Origin of the sequence: Streptomyces sp. NPDC055955, from assembly GCF_042270245.1 — a bacterium.
Taxonomy (GTDB): Bacteria; Actinomycetota; Actinomycetes; order Streptomycetales; family Streptomycetaceae; genus Streptomyces.
The window spans coordinates 97,469-115,224 of sequence record NZ_JBHJYS010000024.1; the positions used below are offsets into that span (position 1 = coordinate 97,469).

General features: G+C 71.3%; 11 protein-coding genes. 4 read left to right on the top strand and 7 right to left on the bottom strand.

Annotated features, from left to right (window positions below):
- Positions 1-143: 143 nt before the first annotated feature.
- Complete coding sequence (locus ACFC96_RS36480) at positions 144-1,595, bottom strand: alanine/glycine:cation symporter family protein (protein ID WP_376616392.1); 1,452 nt, start codon at positions 1,593-1,595, stop codon at positions 144-146.
- An 807-nt stretch (positions 1,596-2,402) separates the two neighbouring features.
- On the opposite strand from ACFC96_RS36480, the gene ACFC96_RS36485 reads away from it, so the two are divergent.
- From ACFC96_RS36485 to ACFC96_RS36495, 3 genes are all read left to right on the top strand, one after another.
- Positions 2,403-2,894, top strand: coding sequence for a nuclear transport factor 2 family protein (locus tag ACFC96_RS36485; RefSeq protein ID WP_376616393.1), 492 nt, complete (start codon positions 2,403-2,405; stop codon positions 2,892-2,894).
- Between the two features lie 325 nt (positions 2,895-3,219).
- Positions 3,220-5,265: a hydantoinase/oxoprolinase family protein gene (locus tag ACFC96_RS36490; RefSeq protein ID WP_376616395.1), complete on the top strand. Its 2,046-nt coding sequence runs from the start codon at positions 3,220-3,222 to the stop codon at positions 5,263-5,265.
- Positions 5,262-6,956 (top strand): hydantoinase B/oxoprolinase family protein, encoded by a 1,695-nt coding sequence (locus tag ACFC96_RS36495; RefSeq protein ID WP_376225779.1) that lies wholly within the window; start codon positions 5,262-5,264, stop codon positions 6,954-6,956. Before ACFC96_RS36490 ends, ACFC96_RS36495 begins: the two co-directional genes overlap by 4 nt.
- A gap of 76 nt (positions 6,957-7,032) precedes the next feature.
- On the opposite strand, the gene ACFC96_RS36500 is transcribed toward ACFC96_RS36495, so the two are convergent.
- From ACFC96_RS36500 to ACFC96_RS36525, 6 genes are all read right to left on the bottom strand, one after another.
- The gene (locus ACFC96_RS36500; RefSeq protein ID WP_376616397.1) at positions 7,033-8,535 is read right to left on the bottom strand and encodes a PucR family transcriptional regulator; all 1,503 of its coding nucleotides are present in this window, start codon (positions 8,533-8,535) and stop codon (positions 7,033-7,035) included.
- Positions 8,532-9,593: a DUF917 domain-containing protein gene (locus tag ACFC96_RS36505; protein WP_376616399.1), complete on the bottom strand. Its 1,062-nt coding sequence runs from the start codon at positions 9,591-9,593 to the stop codon at positions 8,532-8,534. The genes ACFC96_RS36500 and ACFC96_RS36505 overlap by 4 nt, the downstream gene beginning before the upstream one ends.
- Entirely contained in the window at positions 9,590-10,888 is a 1,299-nt protein-coding gene (locus ACFC96_RS36510; protein WP_376225456.1) for a hydantoinase/oxoprolinase family protein, read from the bottom strand. Before ACFC96_RS36510 ends, ACFC96_RS36505 begins: the two co-directional genes overlap by 4 nt.
- Before the next feature lie 48 nt (positions 10,889-10,936).
- Positions 10,937-12,205 carry an MFS transporter gene (locus tag ACFC96_RS36515; RefSeq protein ID WP_376225454.1) on the bottom strand — a complete coding sequence of 423 codons (1,269 nt, stop codon included), beginning with the start codon at positions 12,203-12,205 and terminating at the stop codon, positions 10,937-10,939.
- Positions 12,206-12,940: 735 nt separating this feature from the next.
- Positions 12,941-13,813, bottom strand: a complete 873-nt coding sequence (locus tag ACFC96_RS36520; protein WP_376225453.1) for a hypothetical protein — start codon at positions 13,811-13,813, stop codon at positions 12,941-12,943.
- 580 nt (positions 13,814-14,393) lie between these two features.
- Positions 14,394-14,891, bottom strand: coding sequence for a cupin domain-containing protein (locus ACFC96_RS36525; RefSeq protein WP_376616401.1), 498 nt, complete (start codon positions 14,889-14,891; stop codon positions 14,394-14,396).
- Between the two features lie 283 nt (positions 14,892-15,174).
- Here ACFC96_RS36525 and ACFC96_RS36530 point away from each other — a divergent pair, with 283 nt between their 5' ends.
- Entirely contained in the window at positions 15,175-17,562 is a 2,388-nt protein-coding gene (locus ACFC96_RS36530; protein ID WP_376616403.1) for an FUSC family protein, read from the top strand.
- Positions 17,563-17,756 lie beyond the last annotated feature (194 nt).

A 17,756-nucleotide genomic window follows, 5' to 3' on the forward strand; every position in this document is an offset into this window, starting at 1 on the left:
CGGCCCCCGGGCGCCCCGGGGGGCGCCCCCCCTCCCCCACAGCGCCCCGGGGCCGGCACCACACCACTTCCATGCGGGCCACCCACCCGGGGGGGGGGCGGGCGCGCCCCCGGGCCCCCCCCCCGACGCTCGTGTTGCCCCGCTCAGACGCGATCAGGTTCTCCGACCGGTTCCTTCTGCGTCTGCCAGTACTCGGCCCCCTTGATACCGAGCGGTCCCGGATCGAAATGCGGGTCGAGCCCCTCGCGCCGCTGACGGTCGTAATCCCGGATCACCTTGCGCACTACCGGCGTCAGCAGCAGGACGCACGCCATGTTCAGCCAGCCCAGAATGCCGTAGCCGATGTCGCCGACCGCCCACATGGCGTCCGCCGTGACCGCGCTCCCGATGAACGCGATGGCCAGCGTGCCGACTTTGACCAGCGCGTCCAGCGCCTTGCTGCGGCGATCGCCGAGCAGGAACACGAGGTTGGTCTGGGCCACATAGAAGAAGAACACCATCGAGGTGAACGCGAACATCGCCACGGCCACCGCGACGAACACCGCACCCCAACCCGGCAGGCTGGAGTCGATGGCCTCCTGCATGAAGTTGGGGCCCGCGACCGCACCCGGTACGTGCTCCACGAGGAACCCGCCGGCCGGGTCCTTCACGTTGTAGGCGCCCGTGACGACGAGGAGCAGTCCACTCGCCGTACAGATCAGCAGGATGTCGATGTAGATACTGAAGGCCTGGATGATGCCCTGCTTGCCCGGATGCGTGGTGGTCGCCGCGGCGGCCGCGAAGGTGCCCTCGCCGAGGCCGGTCGCCGAGGCGAACACGGCACGGCGCACGCCCCAGGCCACCGCGTAGCCGACAATGCCGCCGAACACCTGATCCTTGCCCGTGGCGCTGGAGACGATGAGCACCACCGCGTCCGGCACCTTCGTGACGTTCAGGCCGATGATGACGAGCGCGCTGAGGATGTAGCCGAGGGCCAGGAACGGAACGATCGCCTCGACGACCTTCACGATCCGGCGCGTACCGCCCAGGATGACGACCGCGAGGACGGCGGTGACGACGATGCCCGTCACCGGCCCGTCGACGCCGAAGGCCAACTCGGCGCTGGAGGCGATGTTGTTGGCCTGGACGCCCGGGAAGACGAAGCCGTACCCGACCAGGGTCGCCACCGCCACGATCGTGGCGAGCCAGGGAGCTTTGAGCCCGTACTTGATGTAGTACGGCATGCCGCCGCGGTCCTCGCCGTGCTCGCGGCGCTTGTAGACCTGCGCCAGTACGGACTCGGCGTACGCGCAGGTGGAGCCGAGGAGCGCCGTGATCACCATCCACACGAGCGCGCCCGGACCGCCCGCGGCGACGGCGGTGGCCACACCCGCGATGCTCCCGACTCCGATACGACTGGACAGGGACAGCGCGAGCGTCTGCAACGAGGACAGCCCGCCCTCACTCGCCTCGCCGGCCCTCAGGTGCCGGATCATGTCGGGAAAGCGACGGAACTGGACGCCCTTGGTGAGCAGCGTGAACAACACGCCGATTCCCAGAGCGACATAGGCCAGCGGATTCCAGATCCACCCGCTGATCGTGGACAGCATTTCCATGTGCGGCGTCTCCAGTGGCTCGGTGACACCCGTCCCTGGACGACCCCGGCACTCTACGCGGCGAGCCCGCCCAGGGAAACCCTTGTGTGATCTGTGATCACAGATTAACGTTCTGGCCGACCGGAGGTCAGCGAGCCGTGCCTGAACCCTCACCCCTGACACCCGTCCCTGACGACCTCGCACGGACGCCCCCGGCCACGAAGCCCGTCCCCGGGCACCCCTCACAAACCGCCGCGCGAAGGGGCTCCGCACACCCTGCACGTACGACCTGTCGGGCTCGTACGCGCCCCATCGGACAGAACGCCGACCTTGCCCACGCCGATGCGTCCGGCTTCAGATTTCAAGAAAGGGAGCGTGACGAGCGAGAACGCGACGGGACCGGGGGCGGGATCCCTCCCCGACCACTCTGAAGGCGCCCACACGCAGCACGGCATCGCTGCCGCAGTCGGTGAACAGCTCGCCCCGCACTCGTTCCGTCGAAGCCCTCGCCTCAGTTTCCGTCTCATTCAGCTGAGTTCGGGGACATCCAGGGCAGGACGGGAGCCGGGCCGACTGAACCGACGAACGTAGGTGAACCAGGTGGGCTCGGTTGACCTCGACGGACAGCGTCGGCTTCACTGACGCCGCGCCGTGCAACGGCCGCCTCGCCGTTCCCGAGATCTACCGGATCCGGCCCCGGAGCGCTGCGCACGAGGGGCCTCGCAGGGCGATCGGATCAGTGTCATGAGTGTTTCGACGTCCACGGTCCGCCGCCCGGACGGGAGCGCCCGCCCACTCGATCCACCGCGACCACACTGGAGTTCAGCGTTGCCTACGAACCCGTCCACCGACTCCTTCCCCACCGGTACCGGCACCCCTGCCGTCGGATCCGCGCGCCCGGGTGCCCCTGATCGCCAGGCGCGGGCCGTCTGGTCAGTGATCACCGGTATGTACGCGGCCTATGCCCGTCAGGACCGGGGTGCGATCGACGCGTGCCTGGAGCCGGACGCGACGATCTGGGACTCCGCCACCGCCCGACTGTTGTGCGGCAAGGCGGATCTGGACCGTGTCCGTGACGCACGTCCCGCATCGGGTGAGGGCCCTGAGGAGACGGGGCTCGATGCCTATGACCCAGTGATCGATGTCTTCGGCGACCTCGCACTGCTGCGGTATTGGCTGCGGGTCGACTTCGCACCTGATGCGTCGGGCTCGCCACTGCGGCCGGAGATCGTGCGCAACACCGCTGTGCTGCGCCGCTTCACGGACGAGGGCTGGCGCATCGTCCATCTCCACGAGGACGTGCAGCAGGTCGGCGGCTAGGGTCTTTCGCTTGGATCAGGCCGGAATCAGGGAGCGGGTGCCGGCGCCGTGCCTCGCAAGGCGCAGGAAGGAGCCCATGCGGAGCATCGGCGACGGACGACATCGCCGCCAGGCACGGAACCAGCCCCGCGAGCCCGGCACGATCCAAGCGCAAGGCCCCTGGGTGGCCACGTGTGTGCTCACGCGTGTGAGTGACGCTCGCGGCGCTGATCACGCAGTGTGCGTCACGCCCGGTCCACCTTTCCGCAGCGTGCGCGACGCACAGACCGCGTGCGGCCCCGTCCGGTTAGCGTCCGTCCATTCCCCGAGACAGCCGGGAGGCGGCATGACATACCGGGTAGCCATGGACATCGGTGGCACGTTCACCGACGTCGTCGCGTACGACGAGATACGCGGCACCTACTTCGCGGCGAAGGCCCCGACGACACCGGGCGATCTGGCGAAGGGCGTCTTCGCCTCGCTGGGCCGTGCCGTGTCGGACCCCGCCGCCATCTCGTTCTTCGTGCACGGCACCACGCAGGGGCTCAACGCGCTCCTGGAGCGCAAGGGCGCCAAGGTGCTGCTGATGACGTCCGAGGGAATGCGGGACGTCTACCAGATCGCCCGCGGCAACCGCGACCGAATGTTCGACCTGCACTACCGCAAGCCGGTGCCGCTGGTGGACCGGTACTCGACCGTGCAGGTCGGTGGCCGACTCGACTGGCGGGGCGCCGAGCTGCGACCGCTGGACGAGGACGCAGTGCGGGCGGCCGCCCGACGGGTACGTGCCGAGGGGTACACGGCGGTGTCCGTGTCGTTCCTGTTCAGCTACGTCGACCCTCGGCACGAGCTGCGGGCCGGCGAGATCCTGCGTGAGGAACTGGGCGACGACGTGATGGTGGTGCTCTCGCACGCCGTCGCCGGCGAGTGGCGCGAGTACGAGCGGACCTCGTCCGCGGTCCTCGACGCGTACACGGGACCGGTCGTGCGCCGCTACCTCGGCCACATCGAAGAACGGTTCTCCGAGCACGGTCTCGGCGTACCCGTCCAGGTCATGCAGTCCTCGGGAGGGGTCGTCAACGCCTCTTTCGCCCGGTCGCACCCCCTGCAGACGCTGCTGTCCGGGCCGGTCGGCGGCACCATGGGCGGTGTCGCGGCGGCGGGCCTGCTGGGCCGCGCGAACGCGATCTGCGTCGACATGGGAGGCACCTCCTTCGACGTGTCTCTGGTCCTCGACGGCCGTCCCGACATCTCGAACGAGGGCACAGCCGACGGCTTCCCGGTGCTGATCCCCCTGGTGAACCTGCACACGATCGGCGCGGGCGGCGGATCTCTCGCCTACGCGGAGGGCAGCGGTCTGCGGGTGGGCCCCGAGTCAGCAGGCGCCCTGCCCGGGCCCGCCTGCTACGGGCGCGGCGGTATCCGGCCGACCGTGACGGACGCCAATGCCGTACTCGGCCGTGTCGACCCCGAGTGGTTCGCGGGCGGACACATGACGCTGGATGTCGCGGCCGCACGGACCGCTGTGGGCTCCCTGGCCGACGAACTCGACCTGGACCCGCTCGCCCTGGCCGGCGGCATCTGTGACGTCGCCAACGCGAAGATGGCACAGGCCATCCGCACCCTGACCGTCGAACACGGCCGCGAACCCAGGGAGTTCACCCTTCTCGCGTTCGGCGGCGCGGGCCCCATGCACGCCGTGGAGATCGCACGGGAGCTGGGCGTCGAGGAGGTCGTGGTTCCGCTGTTCCCCGGGGCATTCTCCGCGTGGGGCATGCTGGGCACCGCGGTGCGGCGCGACCTGACCCGGCAGTTCTTCACCCCCGGCGACACGCTCGACCGGACCGCTCTGGCCGCCGCCCTCGGCGATCTGGGCACCCAGGGCCTCGCCGCCCTGGACGAGCAGGGCGTCCCCGCCGAGCGCCGCTCCGTCGAGCACGCCGTGGACATGCGCTACGAGGGCCAGGACTACACACTGACCGTGCCGCTGACCGGTGCCGACGAACCACTCACCGACGGCTTCCTCGCCACGGTCGCCGCCCGGTTCGCCACGCAGCACGAACAGCGTTACGGGCATGCCACGCCCGAGGCGCCGGTCGAGTTCGTGACGCTGCGCACCACCGCGCTCGGCACCCCACCCCCCCAGGAGACCCGGCCGTACACACCGGACGCGGGCGAAAGCCCCTGGGCCGGCCGTACCAAGCCCGTCGTCTTCGGCGGCAAGACGCACGACGCCCCCGTCCTCCGACGTGAACACCTCGCCGTCGGCGCGCAGTTCAACGGTCCGGCGATCGTCGTCGAGGCCACCTCCACCACCGTCGTCCCACCGGACGCGCTCGTCACCGTCGACGCGAACGGCTTCCTCGTGATCAAGCTCGGAGGCGCCGCATGAGCTCCCCTGCAGAGGCCGTCACAGACCCGGTCCGCACCATCGACCCCATCACCACGGAGATCATCCGCTGCGCCCTGCTCCAGGCCGCGGAGGACATGAACACCACGCTGATCCGCTCGGCGTACACACCGACGATCTACGAGGCGAAGGACTGCGCCGTCGCGCTGCTCGACCGGGACCACCACGTCCTCGGCCAGTCCTCGGGGCTGCCGATCTTTCTGGGCAACCTGGAGGAGTGCACCCGCGCCACCGAGCGCATGTACGGCCGGGACGTGTGGCGCGAGGGCGACGTCTGGGTGCTCAACGACTCGTACATCGGTGGCACGCACCTCAACGACGTGACGGTCTACGCGCCCATCCACGTCAGCGGCGAACTCGTCGGCTTCGCCGCGTCCCGTGCGCACTGGATCGACATGGGCTCCAAGGACCCGGGCGGCTCCATGGACTCCACGACGATCTACCAAGAGGGCCTGCGCATGGGCCCGTTGAAGATCTACGAACGCGGTGCGCCATGCGTCCTGACGCAGGATCTGATCGCTCGCCAGGTGCGGTTCCCGCAACCCACACTCGGTGACATGCGCGCCCAGGTGGCCTGCGCACTCACCGGCGCGCGGCGGCTCGCGGAGATCGTCGAGCGCTGGGGCACCGACACGCTCGCTGCCGCCCGGGACGCCATCTTCGAGCAGACCCGCCAGCTGGAGCGCGCCCAGATCGCCGACATCCCGGACGGGGTGTACGAGGCCACGGGCCGTCTGGACAACGACGGCATCGATCTTGACACCCCGCTGCCCGTCACCGTGCGCGTCACCATCGACGGCGAGCGGATGGTCATCGACGTCACCGACTGCGCCGACCAGGCGACCGGGCCGGTCAACTGCGGTGCGGCGCAGACCGTCGCGGCCTGCCGGGTCGGCTACAAGCTTCTGGTCAGCGGTGAAGTCCCGCTCAACGGCGGCTCGTTCGCACCTTTGGAGGTCGTGACGCGGCCCGGATCCATGCTGGCCGCGATCGAACCGGCCGCCTGCCAGTACTACTACTCCCACCTCGGCCTCGTCATCGACCTGGTCGTCAAGGCGCTGGCTCCGGCGATGCCGGAGCGTGCCGCGGCGGCCTCGTACGGGGACTCCATGATCGTGCAGTTCACCGGCCTCGACCCGCGCAGCGGAAAGCTGTTCGTGTCGCAGGAGGCGACGGTCGGCGGCTGGGGTGCCTGGGAGGGCGGCGACGGCGAGACCTGCCTGATCAACAACGTCAACGGCTCGCTGCGAGACATGCCTGTCGAAGTCCTGGAGACGCTGTTCCCGGTGCGGGTCGAGCAGTACGCCGTACGTCCCGACTCCGCAGGCCCCGGCCGTACGCGAGGTGGCCATGGGGTCGTACGCGAGTACGTCTTCACCGCCGACCAGAACCTGTCCTTGTGGTGGGAGCGGTCGGTCACGCCGGCCTGGGGGCTGTTCGGCGGAGCTGACGGGGCCGCGCCCCGGGTGACCCTCAACCCCGGCCGCCCTGAATCCCGTTCGCTGCTCAAGGCGAACGCGCTCCCGGTGCGCCAGGGCGATGTGCTGCGCTGTGAGAGCGGCGGAGGCGGCGGCTACGGTCCGGTGTCCGAGCGCGCTGCCGACGCCGTGGCGGAGGACATCCGGCAGGGAGCACTCACCGCGGAGCACGTCCGGGAGCGGTACAACGGCTGACGCCGGGTACGGGCCGGTGACCAACGACGGTGCCGGGCAGGGAAGACGGCCTTTCCCTGCCCGGTGTCACCGTCGCTCAACGACCCTCATCGAGCAGCACCTGGCACGCGACATGCAGTGGAAGCCGCAGCTCCGGGTCCTCCAGGTCGCAGCCCAGGGTGCGCAGTCGCTCCAGCCGTGCCGTCACCGTGTTGCGATGCACCCCGAGGCGGGCGGCCGCGGCCGAGGGGGCGCCACCGACGTCGAGCAAGACGGCCAGGGTCCGCAGCAGCGTGCCGTCGCGGTCGGCGGCGAGCAGCGGGCCGAGCAGCGCGGCGGCCGGCCGGCGCAACGCGTCGCGGGGCAGCGCCGCGATCAGCTGGGCGGATCCCGCCCGGTCCGCGCGTACGACCGTGCCCGGCCGGGCGACACCGGCGGCGGCGACGGCGTCGTCGAGCGCGGGCCCCAACGCGGTGAGGCTCTCGAGCGGGCCCGCGACCGCCCCGGCCACCGGCCAGGGCAGTGCGGCCTCGGCTACCGCCGCGGCCAGGCGCCGTTCTGCGCGTACGAGGGCTTCGGCCGATGGTTCGCCCCCTTCCAGCGTGCGCCAACAGACCCAGACGTCCCGGTACGCGACGAGCGGGCCGCCGATCCCGGCACGGTTCCACCACGTGGTGAGCAGCGGTCCGGTCTCCGTCGTCGGGGCGACGCCGGGCCGCAGTGCGTAGGCGAGGAGCGGCCCCTCGGTCGCCCAGCCGAGCGCGACCGCCGAGCTCAGGACCGGGTCGGGTTCGCTGTCCGCGGCAGCGGTGCCCGTGTCGGGCGCGTCTCGGTCGAGCAGCGTCCGCAGCAGGGCCGAGGCCGCTCGCTCGGACCGCTCCACGCCGAGCCGTTCGCCGGCGGCCCAGGCCGTCAGCGGAGCCACGGCCAAGTGCAGGACTTCCGTCATCGTCGCGGCCCAGTCCGGAGCGCGGGACTGTGACCGCGCCGTCAGGGCGGCCAGCTGCCCGCCGTCGGGATCGCGCACGGATACCCGCACGCTCACGTCGGCGGACGCGGTGTGCAGGGCCGACGCGCGCCCGGCCAGGAGGTCGCCGGACGGGCCGGTGAGCGCCACCGAGGTGCGGGGCAGCACGTCGTGCAGGGCTGCGAGTACCTCGGCCGGCCGATGCCCGGCCCCCGCGATCCGATGCGCGGCCCGGGCCATCAGCGCGGCCCGGCCCGCCTCGGGCTGGGCCACCACAGAGGCCAGCAGTACGGCGGTGTCCAGCGGTTCGCCCGCGACGAGGAGGAGGGAGACGCCGAGGCGGTCGGCCAGTTCTCCCACCGAGCCGGCACGCACTGCCGTCGGTGCGGCCACGACGCACGCCGCCGCGTGCTCCCACGCCTTGCGCAGCGCCATCTCGACGGTCCATGCAGCCGATGCGACATGTCCCACCAGCACCACAGCGGTCCCGGGCTGCACCACGTCGAGCGACTCGACACGGTCCACGATCCGAACGGACCGGATCTCGGTGGGCGAGTCGGCGGGACCGTACACGGTCGTCTCGGGCAGCGGGCCATGTCGCAACAGCTCGACCAGCGTCAGCGGGCGGCTCATGACAGCGCTCCGACCGCTCCGGCCAGAGCACGCCCTTCAGGGGTGTGCCAAGCGGGCGCCGCCTCGATCACAACCACGTCCACGGTCAGGCCCGGGAGAGCGCGTTCGACGTCGAGCACGCGCCCGTCGGCGCCGGTGACCAGCAGGATGTGATCGGGTGCGGCCGCGACGACCGCGCCGTCGGCCAGGGCGAGCAGCACTTCGTTGTGGGCTTCCAGACGGAACCGGCGCCGTAGCCCGTCTTCCTCGTCGACCAGGACGCTGGTGGGCCGCGACGGCAGAGTGACGGACGCGGCGGCATCGCCAGGTCCGTACGGCCCGGGCGACGGCTCCAGGGCGGCGATCCTGCCCCGGCACAGGCGGCGCGGCCGCCAGGCGGCGAAGCGGGCCGCCCCCTCCAGGGAGCCGACCTCGATCGCCCGGCTGACCGTTCCGTGCACGAGCGCTCCTGCCAGCACCGCCCCGTCCACCGGATACCCGGCGGCGACCGCCCAGCCTCCCGCGGCCAGGACCAAGGGACGGACGAGTTCCTCCACGCTGCTGCGCGCGCACTCCAGGGTGATGACGTCGCCGCCGGGTGTGGCCAGGGCGAGCGGCGCCGCGTGCGCGCCGGCCAGGGTGAGCAGGGTCTGTTCGAGCAGCGGGAGCACACGTCCGCAACCGTCACCGTCGACGAGCGGCAGACCACAGCGGGCGGCCGTGGCGAGGGCGATCAGAGCGTTCTCCGCGGCGGTGTTGAGCGGCACGACGGCGTGGGCCAGGCGTCCGGTCATCCGCTCGACGGCCTGCACGGCCCGCACCGGTTCGTCGCCAGTGGGCAGTGCTTCGGCGAGCGCGGCAGATGCCCCGGCCAGGGTCACGGCGATACAGAGCCCGTCGGGCGCGATCCGGTGGGCAGGTATCAGCCGCACGGGGCCATGGGCGGCGAGTTCGGCGGTGGCCCAGTCGAGGGCCACCTGGTATGCGGACTCCTCCGTCCCCGCGGCGAGTACCCGCGCGCCGACGGCCAGGTGGGCCAGTTCGTCCGGTCCGATGAGCCGGTCCTCGGCGCACGTCATGCGACAGCGTCCATGAGGGGTTCACCCGCGGCCTGCACAGTCACGCGGTGCACTCCGGCAGGCAGGTAGGCGACCGGAGCATGGGTGAGCGACCGCACCCGTACGGTGGCGGGGGCGGCGCCCGCCGCGATGGCCCGGGACAGCGCCTGGTCCCGCGCGGCATCCATCAGATGGTCCAGCTCCGCCCTGCCTGCGGCCACGACGATGTGCTCGATCTCGGCGCGGCAGTCGGCATGGGTGCCATGGCGAGCCGCGTCGAACCGCCCCTCGCTGTCGGCGCCACCGCCGGTGCGCACCACGGGCGCTCCTGGCACCCGTTCGGCAAGCCGTGCGACGACGGCGTCGATATCCTCGGCGCCTGGCCCTTGGGTCCACTCGGTCACGTCCGGGGAGCCCAGCTGCACGCGGACGCCCAGAGCTCCCGGGTAGGGGCGTTCGTGCCGCACGGGTTCCCCCTCGACCACAGTGAGGCAGCGGACGGAGCGAGCGCCCGCATCCACCACGACTGCCTGTTCGCTGCCTGTGCGCGTCACCGCGCCGCGGGCGGCACATGAGGTGGCGGGCGAGGTCGCGATGACAGGGTGGCGGCAGAAGTAGTCGGCGGACACCAGTCCCCCGCTGTCCCGGGCGAACAGCAACGGGGCGTCGATTCCTGCGGAGCGCAGGGCGCGCCGGCAGTCCCGTACGAGTTCCTCGGCCCAGCCGCCGAGCGCCGCGTTGAGGATCGTCGCATTCTCGCGTTCCCGAAGGCCGGGCGAGCCGATCTCGTACGAGAGGCTGAGGGCCGCGTCCGGGACGGTTTCGGCAATGATCTCGGACGCCTCCCACTCCGGCCCGGGCACGGTCGGGGCGCCGGCCGCACTCAGGGCGAAGGCGGTGACCCCGGCCGCACGGGCACGGTGTGCGAAGTGGGCGACGGCCCGCCGGTCGAGCGCGGCCAGGGGCCGCCCCGTCACGGAACTGCCGCCGGCCACGACCTCGTACGGCCCGGCCACCTCCGCACGTACCGACTGCGGCCAGCCGACGAGCGGGCCGAGCGCGGCATGGGAGTTCGGGGAGATCCGCAGCACCGCGACGCGACGCGGCATGGGCGGCCTGCGGGCCAGGTCGGTGACCACGGCGACGGCCCGCACCCGGCCCGGCAGCGGGCCGAGCCGTGCCAGGACTCGGCTCAGGCTCACCGCGGTCGTGGGCGCGCTCGCCACCACCGCTTCGGCCTCCACCCGGTCGGCGTGGCCCGGGTCGGCGAGAACGGCCGCGGTCGTCGCGCGCCCCACATCGATTCCGAGTCTCACCTGGTCATCTTCCCATCGCACCCGACGTGGGCGAGCCGAGCCGCCCGGCTACTCCAAGTCCTTCCCCTCGGTCTCCGGAAGCGGAGCGGCGCAGATCAGGGAGAGCGCGAGGAAGGCCATGATGAAAAGGATCGTGGACGAGTAGCTCGTCGCACGGGCCAGCAGGAATCCGATCACGGACGGTGCCAGCGAGGTGGCGCCCAGCTGGGCAGCGGTCGCCCACGAGTAGCCGGTCGCCCGGAGCGCGGTCGGATAGAACTCGCCGTTCCACGTGTTCCACACGCCCCAGGCCCCCAGGCAGAAGAACGACAGGGCGAAGTTCGCCACGTACATGGCAGTCAGAGTGTCGGCGTAGGCAAAGGCCACTCCGGCGACCGCGGCGAGGGCGACGTACGGCAGGAAGACCTTCTTACGGCCGTAGCGGCCCGTCAGCCATGACGCCGAGACATATCCCGGAATCATGAACACGGCGCTCAGCGCGACGAAACCGAGGCTCGCGGACATGCTGAGCCCCTTGTCCTGAAGCAGGGTCGGCAGCCACGTCTGCAGCCCCCAGTAACCCCAGTTGAAGGCGAAGTTGACGACGAGCATGAGGACGCTGACGCGCAGCAAGGGCCCCCGGAACAGGTCGACAGGACGGCCTGCCCGTGTCTCGGACGCCGCGGGAACGGCGAACACCGTGCCGTCGGGGACCTCCGCGCCGAGCCGTCGCAGCACGGCCCCCGCTTCCTGGTGTCGCCCCTGCTCCGCGAGCCAGTACGGGGACTCCGGGACCCATGCCCGGATGGCGAACACCCACAGTCCGGCGAGCGCGCTGGCAATGGCGACGACGTGCCAGCCGAGCCCGCCCAGGGCCTGGGTCACCCCGACGGCCAGAAGGACACCGATCGGCCAGCCGATGGACAGATAGACCGCCGCGCGGCCGCGCATCCGGGACGGCAGCAGCTCCAGGAAGTAGGGAAAAGTCACCGTGTAGATACCGGCGAGTGCGAGTCCGGACAGGAACCGCGCCACCATGAGCACGGTGAAGTTCGGCGAGAAGGCGCTGGCCAGGGCAATGACGCCGTAAGCGGCAAGGGACCACAGACACACCGACCGGCGCCCGATCCGGTCGGACACCGGCCCCCACACGAGGCTGCCGGGGATCATGCCGAGCGCGACCGCGGACAGAGCCCAGCCGATCGCGGACTCGTTGATGCCGAAGGCGTCGCCGAGGTCCCCCGACACGTACACCAGCGCCAGCTGCTCCCACGACTCGATCACGAACGCCATGAACAGGGCGGTGGCGGCCAGCAGATGGGTTCGCCCGAAAGGCATGCTCTCGAACCACGCGCCGACAGGGCGCGGCGCACTGCCCATCCCAGCCACGGCGGGCCCGGCGCCTCGGCCCGCTTCTCTCATGGTGCTCATCCGTCGTCCTTCCAGCCTGCTCAGGCTACGGCCCCCGTCATCAGGGGTGGCGGCACCATAAACAGCGACGCACCTCCGCAGGCATGCACGCCGCACACATGCGCCGACGGCTAGGCGTGCGCCGTGCACAGTACGACAGGGGCCTTCCGAGGCCATGACGTGGCGGGTACTGCGCTGCTGAACTCGTGCGGACAGGTGAGCGCTGGTCCGCCCGTCGGCGAGCTCGACAACGTCACCGGTGTCGCCGGGGATCAGTGCCACCGCGGTGACGGTCCCGGCGCTCGTGGAAGGGCTGCCCGTCAGGGGGCTGCCGCCGGCGCTCGCGGCGGCATGGATGCCTGCTCCCGACAGACACCGGTGGCGGCCAGAACAATGGTGGTTGCCACCGTCGTGGCCGCCCGCTCAGACAACGATGTACGAGAGGTCCGTCCTTGCCCCCGGTGACGTGCGCTTCGGCGAGAAGCGCACCAGGTCCACCGCGTCTGTCTCCCCTATCCGACCGCGTTCACCCCGAACGCCCGCGTGACGGTCTGCGTCAGGTGCCGGGGCACAAGCGAAGAGGCCCCGGACCAATCATGGTCCGGGGCCTCGCATGGAACGCCTGCGGGCGGCGGGACACCGCGGCAGGTTCTCTTTGCTGGATCAGCCGACGCAGTTCGGGATGGGGATGCCGCCCGAGCAGTTGGTGGGCGTGTTGTTCCTGACTCGGGAAGCGGTCAGCGTGACGGAGCCGCCGCTGTTGAGGATGCCGCCGGGGGCGGCGGCGGCGGTGTTGTTGTTGATGTTGCTGGCCGTGATGTTCGTGGTGCCGCCGCCGACGTTGGCGATGCCGCCGGCTTGGTTACCAAGGGCATGGTTCAAGGTGACGTCAGTGTTGACGAGTCGCAGCGTGCCGTCGTTGGCCAAGCCACCTCCAACACCGTTGTTGGCCGTGTTGCCGGTGATGCGGGTGTTGACGATGGTCATGTCTCCGTCGTTGGCGACGCCGCCACCGTTCACGTTGGCGGTGTTGCCCGTGATGGAGCTGTTCACGATCCGGGTGACGGTCCCCGAACCGCCGCCGATTCCACCCGAGAAGTTGGCGCTGTTCCCGCTGATGTCGCTGCCGGTCACGGTCAGTCGGCCGCGGTTCGCGATGCCGCCGCCGAAGTCGGACGCGACCCCCTTGGTGATGGTGGTGTTCGTGAGCGTGAGGTTTCCAATGGAGTCGACGGAGAGAATGCCGAAGTTGTTGGCTGCCGAGGGGTCGCGAGTGATCGTGGTGTTCCGGCCGACGATGGTGATCGTCGACTGGATGTGCGGCAGCTCCGTCATGAGCGAATAGATACAGCCCCTTGCCAGCACCAGGGTTCCGCCCCCTGCGGTGTTGGCGTTGCCGATGGCGGTGGACAGGGCATTCGCGCTGCACGGGACGACCGTCTGCGCCGATGCGGGAGTGGCCGAAGCGACGACCGTCGCGAGGGCGGCAACACACAATGCCTGCGCGGCGAGTACCGACGGCTTACGGGTGAACATGGGCAGGTGGCTCCTTCGGAAGTCCGGGATCCGCGGGGTGCTCCCCGCACCGAAAATCGGCGGCGCCGTATCTCGGGGGGAGCGGTGTTGATGGTGCCCCGTCGACGCGCCGCGGTTACGGGATGGAGACGGACGTCCGCTCGGACGGTGTAGCCGTTTCCGTCCGACGGCCGACAGGAGGCGTCCGGAACTCAGCCGTACAGCTCAACCCGGCTCCCCCTCCTGTGCCCCCTGGTGCCGGTCCCTCCGAAGTCGGCACCTGAGACACAGCCAGTCGGCAGGCAGAGTGCCCCTTGGGGGCGTTGCTGTACAGCGGCGCGGAGAACAGCCGCCGCGAACGCAGCTGACCATCAGCGGACTCCAAGACCGCCCACTCAGCCCTCAAGGCGAGAGACCCGATGCCGCTGGGCCCGGCGCCCTGCAGGGCAACCTCGACATCGGGTCAATCTTGCCCGTCCTCAAGGGAGTTGTGCTGTCGATGATCCCAGCGGTGGCCGTGGGCAGTGCTCGTGATCGGGCAGCGGCCGCTTCGGGAGGGGATCACGGCATCGGCGCTGACGGGCTGAGCACCCGCGCCGACCTACTTGGCTTCCTGAAGGGCGGCCTGCCAGACAGGGCTGTCGACGTAGTGGTTGTCGTACAGCTCCGAAGAGTTCTTGATCTCCTCGAAACCGGCCTCCCCGCGCATCACACGCCCCAGCAGGCGCAGGTAGTCGAAGCGCGGCATGCCCGGGCTGAAGACGAACAGCACATCCGCCTCGCGGCCCGGGGCCGCGGCGAAGGCGTGCGGACTGTGCGGCGGCACCAGCAGGAAGTCGCCCTTCTCCAAAACCTTGACCTCGTCGTCGATCAGCACGCGCAAGGCGCCGTCCAGGACGAAGAACAGCTCGGACGCCTTGGTGTGAAAGTGCGCGGGAGCACCGACCGCGCCCTTCGCGAAGGTGGAGCGGTAGCTGGTGAGAGCGCTGCCGTCCGTGCCGTGGTCCGCGAGCAGTGTCATCACGCTGCTGGGGTCCGCAGTGGTCTCGGCGGTGGCGGCACGGGTGAGGACGGCCTTGGGTGCGGTCTGCGCGTTCATGAGGGTTGTTCCTGTCTGTGAGCTGCGGCTTCGGGCTCTCCCGGCGCCTTGTGACCACAACTCTATGGAGCAGATAGACCTGCCATGAGGTGCATTTCACGGCCCAATCCATGGGTCAATTGACGGCGTTCGTGGGCTGGGCACTACTCACGGGGCGCCTCTCCGTCGCCGGTCGGCACCGAGGCTTCCGTAGCCGCACCTCCTGGCCGGGTCACCACGTCGATGACTCGGTTCGGCAGGTACTCACGCAGACTCTTGGCACTCGTCGAGCGCCGAGGCCAACGTGACCTCCGCGCACTTCGGGGCGGCCCTGGCGACGATGCGGCCACTCGTCAGCCGTACGCCCGACATCGTCAGCGCGACGATCGAGAGCGCCGACGGCTGGAGCTGGACGGGCGAGCTTCAGGTCGACCGGCCTCCCGGGCGGGCGGCCCGCGCGGGACGGGGTGATCCTGGTGGCATGGGTGGTACCGGTGGCGTTCCCTGGGCCCGGGTCCGACTGCCCGCCGCCTACCGGGCGGCGGCCCGCCGCTCCGCGCGGGTCACGGTGGCCGCCGGCGCCGGCTTCTACCTGTTCCTGTACGGCTTCGGCTCGGCCGAGGCAGCGATCTACGCGCTGTTCGCCGCGGTGTCACTGGCGGGACTGTCGCACATCCCCGGGACAGGCCGCCAGCGTGCCGCGGTGGTCGCGCGGCTGCTGCCGGTCAGCCTGGTGCTGATCACCGTCGGCACCTACCTGTCCGTGCAGACCTGGACCGCCACGACAGGGATGCTGCTGATCGGCTTCGCGCTGGCCTTCTCCGCGGTGGGCGGCCCACGCCCCGCGGGGGCCGCGCCCGGGCTCCAGCTGATGTACATCCTGCCGTCGTTCCCGCCCTACGACCCCGGCTCGCTCGGCTCCCGGCTGGCCGGGGCTGCGGTGGGCATCGTTTTCCTCGTACTCGCGGAGAGGTTCCTGCTGCCGGACCCACCCACCGTCCCCTATCGGGAACTGGCCGCGCGGGCCGCCGACTGCGCCCGCCGGTGTGCCGAGGAGCTGACCGAACCGCCGTACGCGATCACCGACCGGACGCTGCAGGAGGCCCAGGCCGCCAGTACCGCGCTGCGGTCCTCGCAGGTGCCGGAGGCCGAGCGGCCGGCCGGGCCGAGCGTGCGGGACCGGGGCCTGACGCACACCGGCCTGGCCACCCGCACCCTGTTGGGGCGGCTGACCGCTCCCCCGCAGCCGAACCCCGGGCCGGCCGGGTCCGGGCTCGGGCCGGCCGTGCTGCGCGCGGTGCGGGACACGGCCGTCGAGACGGCCGACCGCCTGCGGGGCCGGGCCCCCGACGCCGGGGACGCGCACGCCGAGCTGCTGCGGGCCCGCACTGCCCTGGCAGCCGGTCCGGACGCGGGCGCCTCGCCGGCCGCGCTGCGGCGGCACGCGGCGATGCTGGAGCTCGCGGACGCCGCGCTGGCGATGTCGACGGCGGCAGCCATCGCCGTACGGGGCCGGGCAGGCGCGGCACAGGCGGCCCCGGGCCGGTTCTGGTACGCCCAAAAACGCGCGCCGCAGCTGTGGTGGAGGCGGATGGCGGGGCACGCGAGCGCCCGGTCGGTGTGCTTCCAGAACGCGGTACGGATCAGCATGGCCCTCGCCGCGGCACGGGTGATCGCGGGGGTGGACACGCTGCCGCACGGCTTCTGGGTGCTGCTCGCGACCTTGACTCTCACCCGGACCACCGTGCGGCAGACCCGGTCGACGGTGCGGGTGGCACTGACCGGGACCCTGATCGGCGCGCTGATCGTGGCCGCGCTGTTCACCCTGGTCGGGACCAATATCGCCGTGTACGCGGCGGTGCTGCCGCCACTGATGCTGTTCGCGTTCACGCTGGGTCCCGTCAAGGGCGTGGGCTGGGCCCAGGCGCTGTTCACGCTGGTGGTCGCCCTGGCGTTCGCCCAGCTGGCGCCCGCGACCTGGCAGCTTGCCGAGTTCCGGCTGCTGGCCGTGCTGACCGGCAGCGCGATCGGCGCTGTCTTCGGGCTGCTCGCCTGGCCGCGGGGGGCCCAGGACGAACTGCGGCGGTCGATGGCGGTACTGCTGCGCGGCGCGGCGGAGAACGTGGTGGCGACCACCGCCCAGCTGGCCGCCGGCGGGGTGCGGGGACCGGTGACCGCCGCGCCGGGCCACCACTCGCTCATGCACTCGCTGGTCATGGCGGAGGCGGCGTACGCGCAGTTCCAGAGCGAGCCGAGGGGCCTGGCCGCCGGCCACCCCGGCCAGGATCCGAAGGGCTCGACAGGCCCCCATGAACCCGCCGGCCAGCGCAGCCCGCAGGACTGGCAGGCGACCTTGATGGCCGCCCACCACACCCTGTGGGGAGCCGACCGGCTTCTGGTGCCACCCGAGCGGATCGTCGCACCACCCCTGGAGCTGGAGCCGACGGCGGCCGTGTCCCGCCTCGGGGACCGGGTGGCCGGGCGGATGCTGCTGGTGTCGGCGCGGCTCGATCCGAGCGGCGACACCCCGCAGGACCCGGTGCCTCTGCGGGACCCCGACCTCGACGGTTTCGACGAAGAGCCGCCGGGCGCGCCGCGGGTGTACTACGCGGCCGTCTCGTGGCTGGACGCGCTGATGACAGACCTGGAGCGGATCACCGGAGAGGCCGCACCCGCGTCCCCTGACCACTGACCGCTGACCGCTGACCGCTGGCCGCTGGCCGCTGACGAGCTCGCGCACGGTTGGCGGTGCCACGTCGAGACTCTGATCGTCGATCATGGTCAGTGCGGTGTAGATCCAGGCGTCCTCGGCGGCGTTGCTGTCAGTTCCTGCCCTACGTCGGTGAGGGGCCGCAGCCGACAGATGTACGCGCGGTCCTGGTTCGC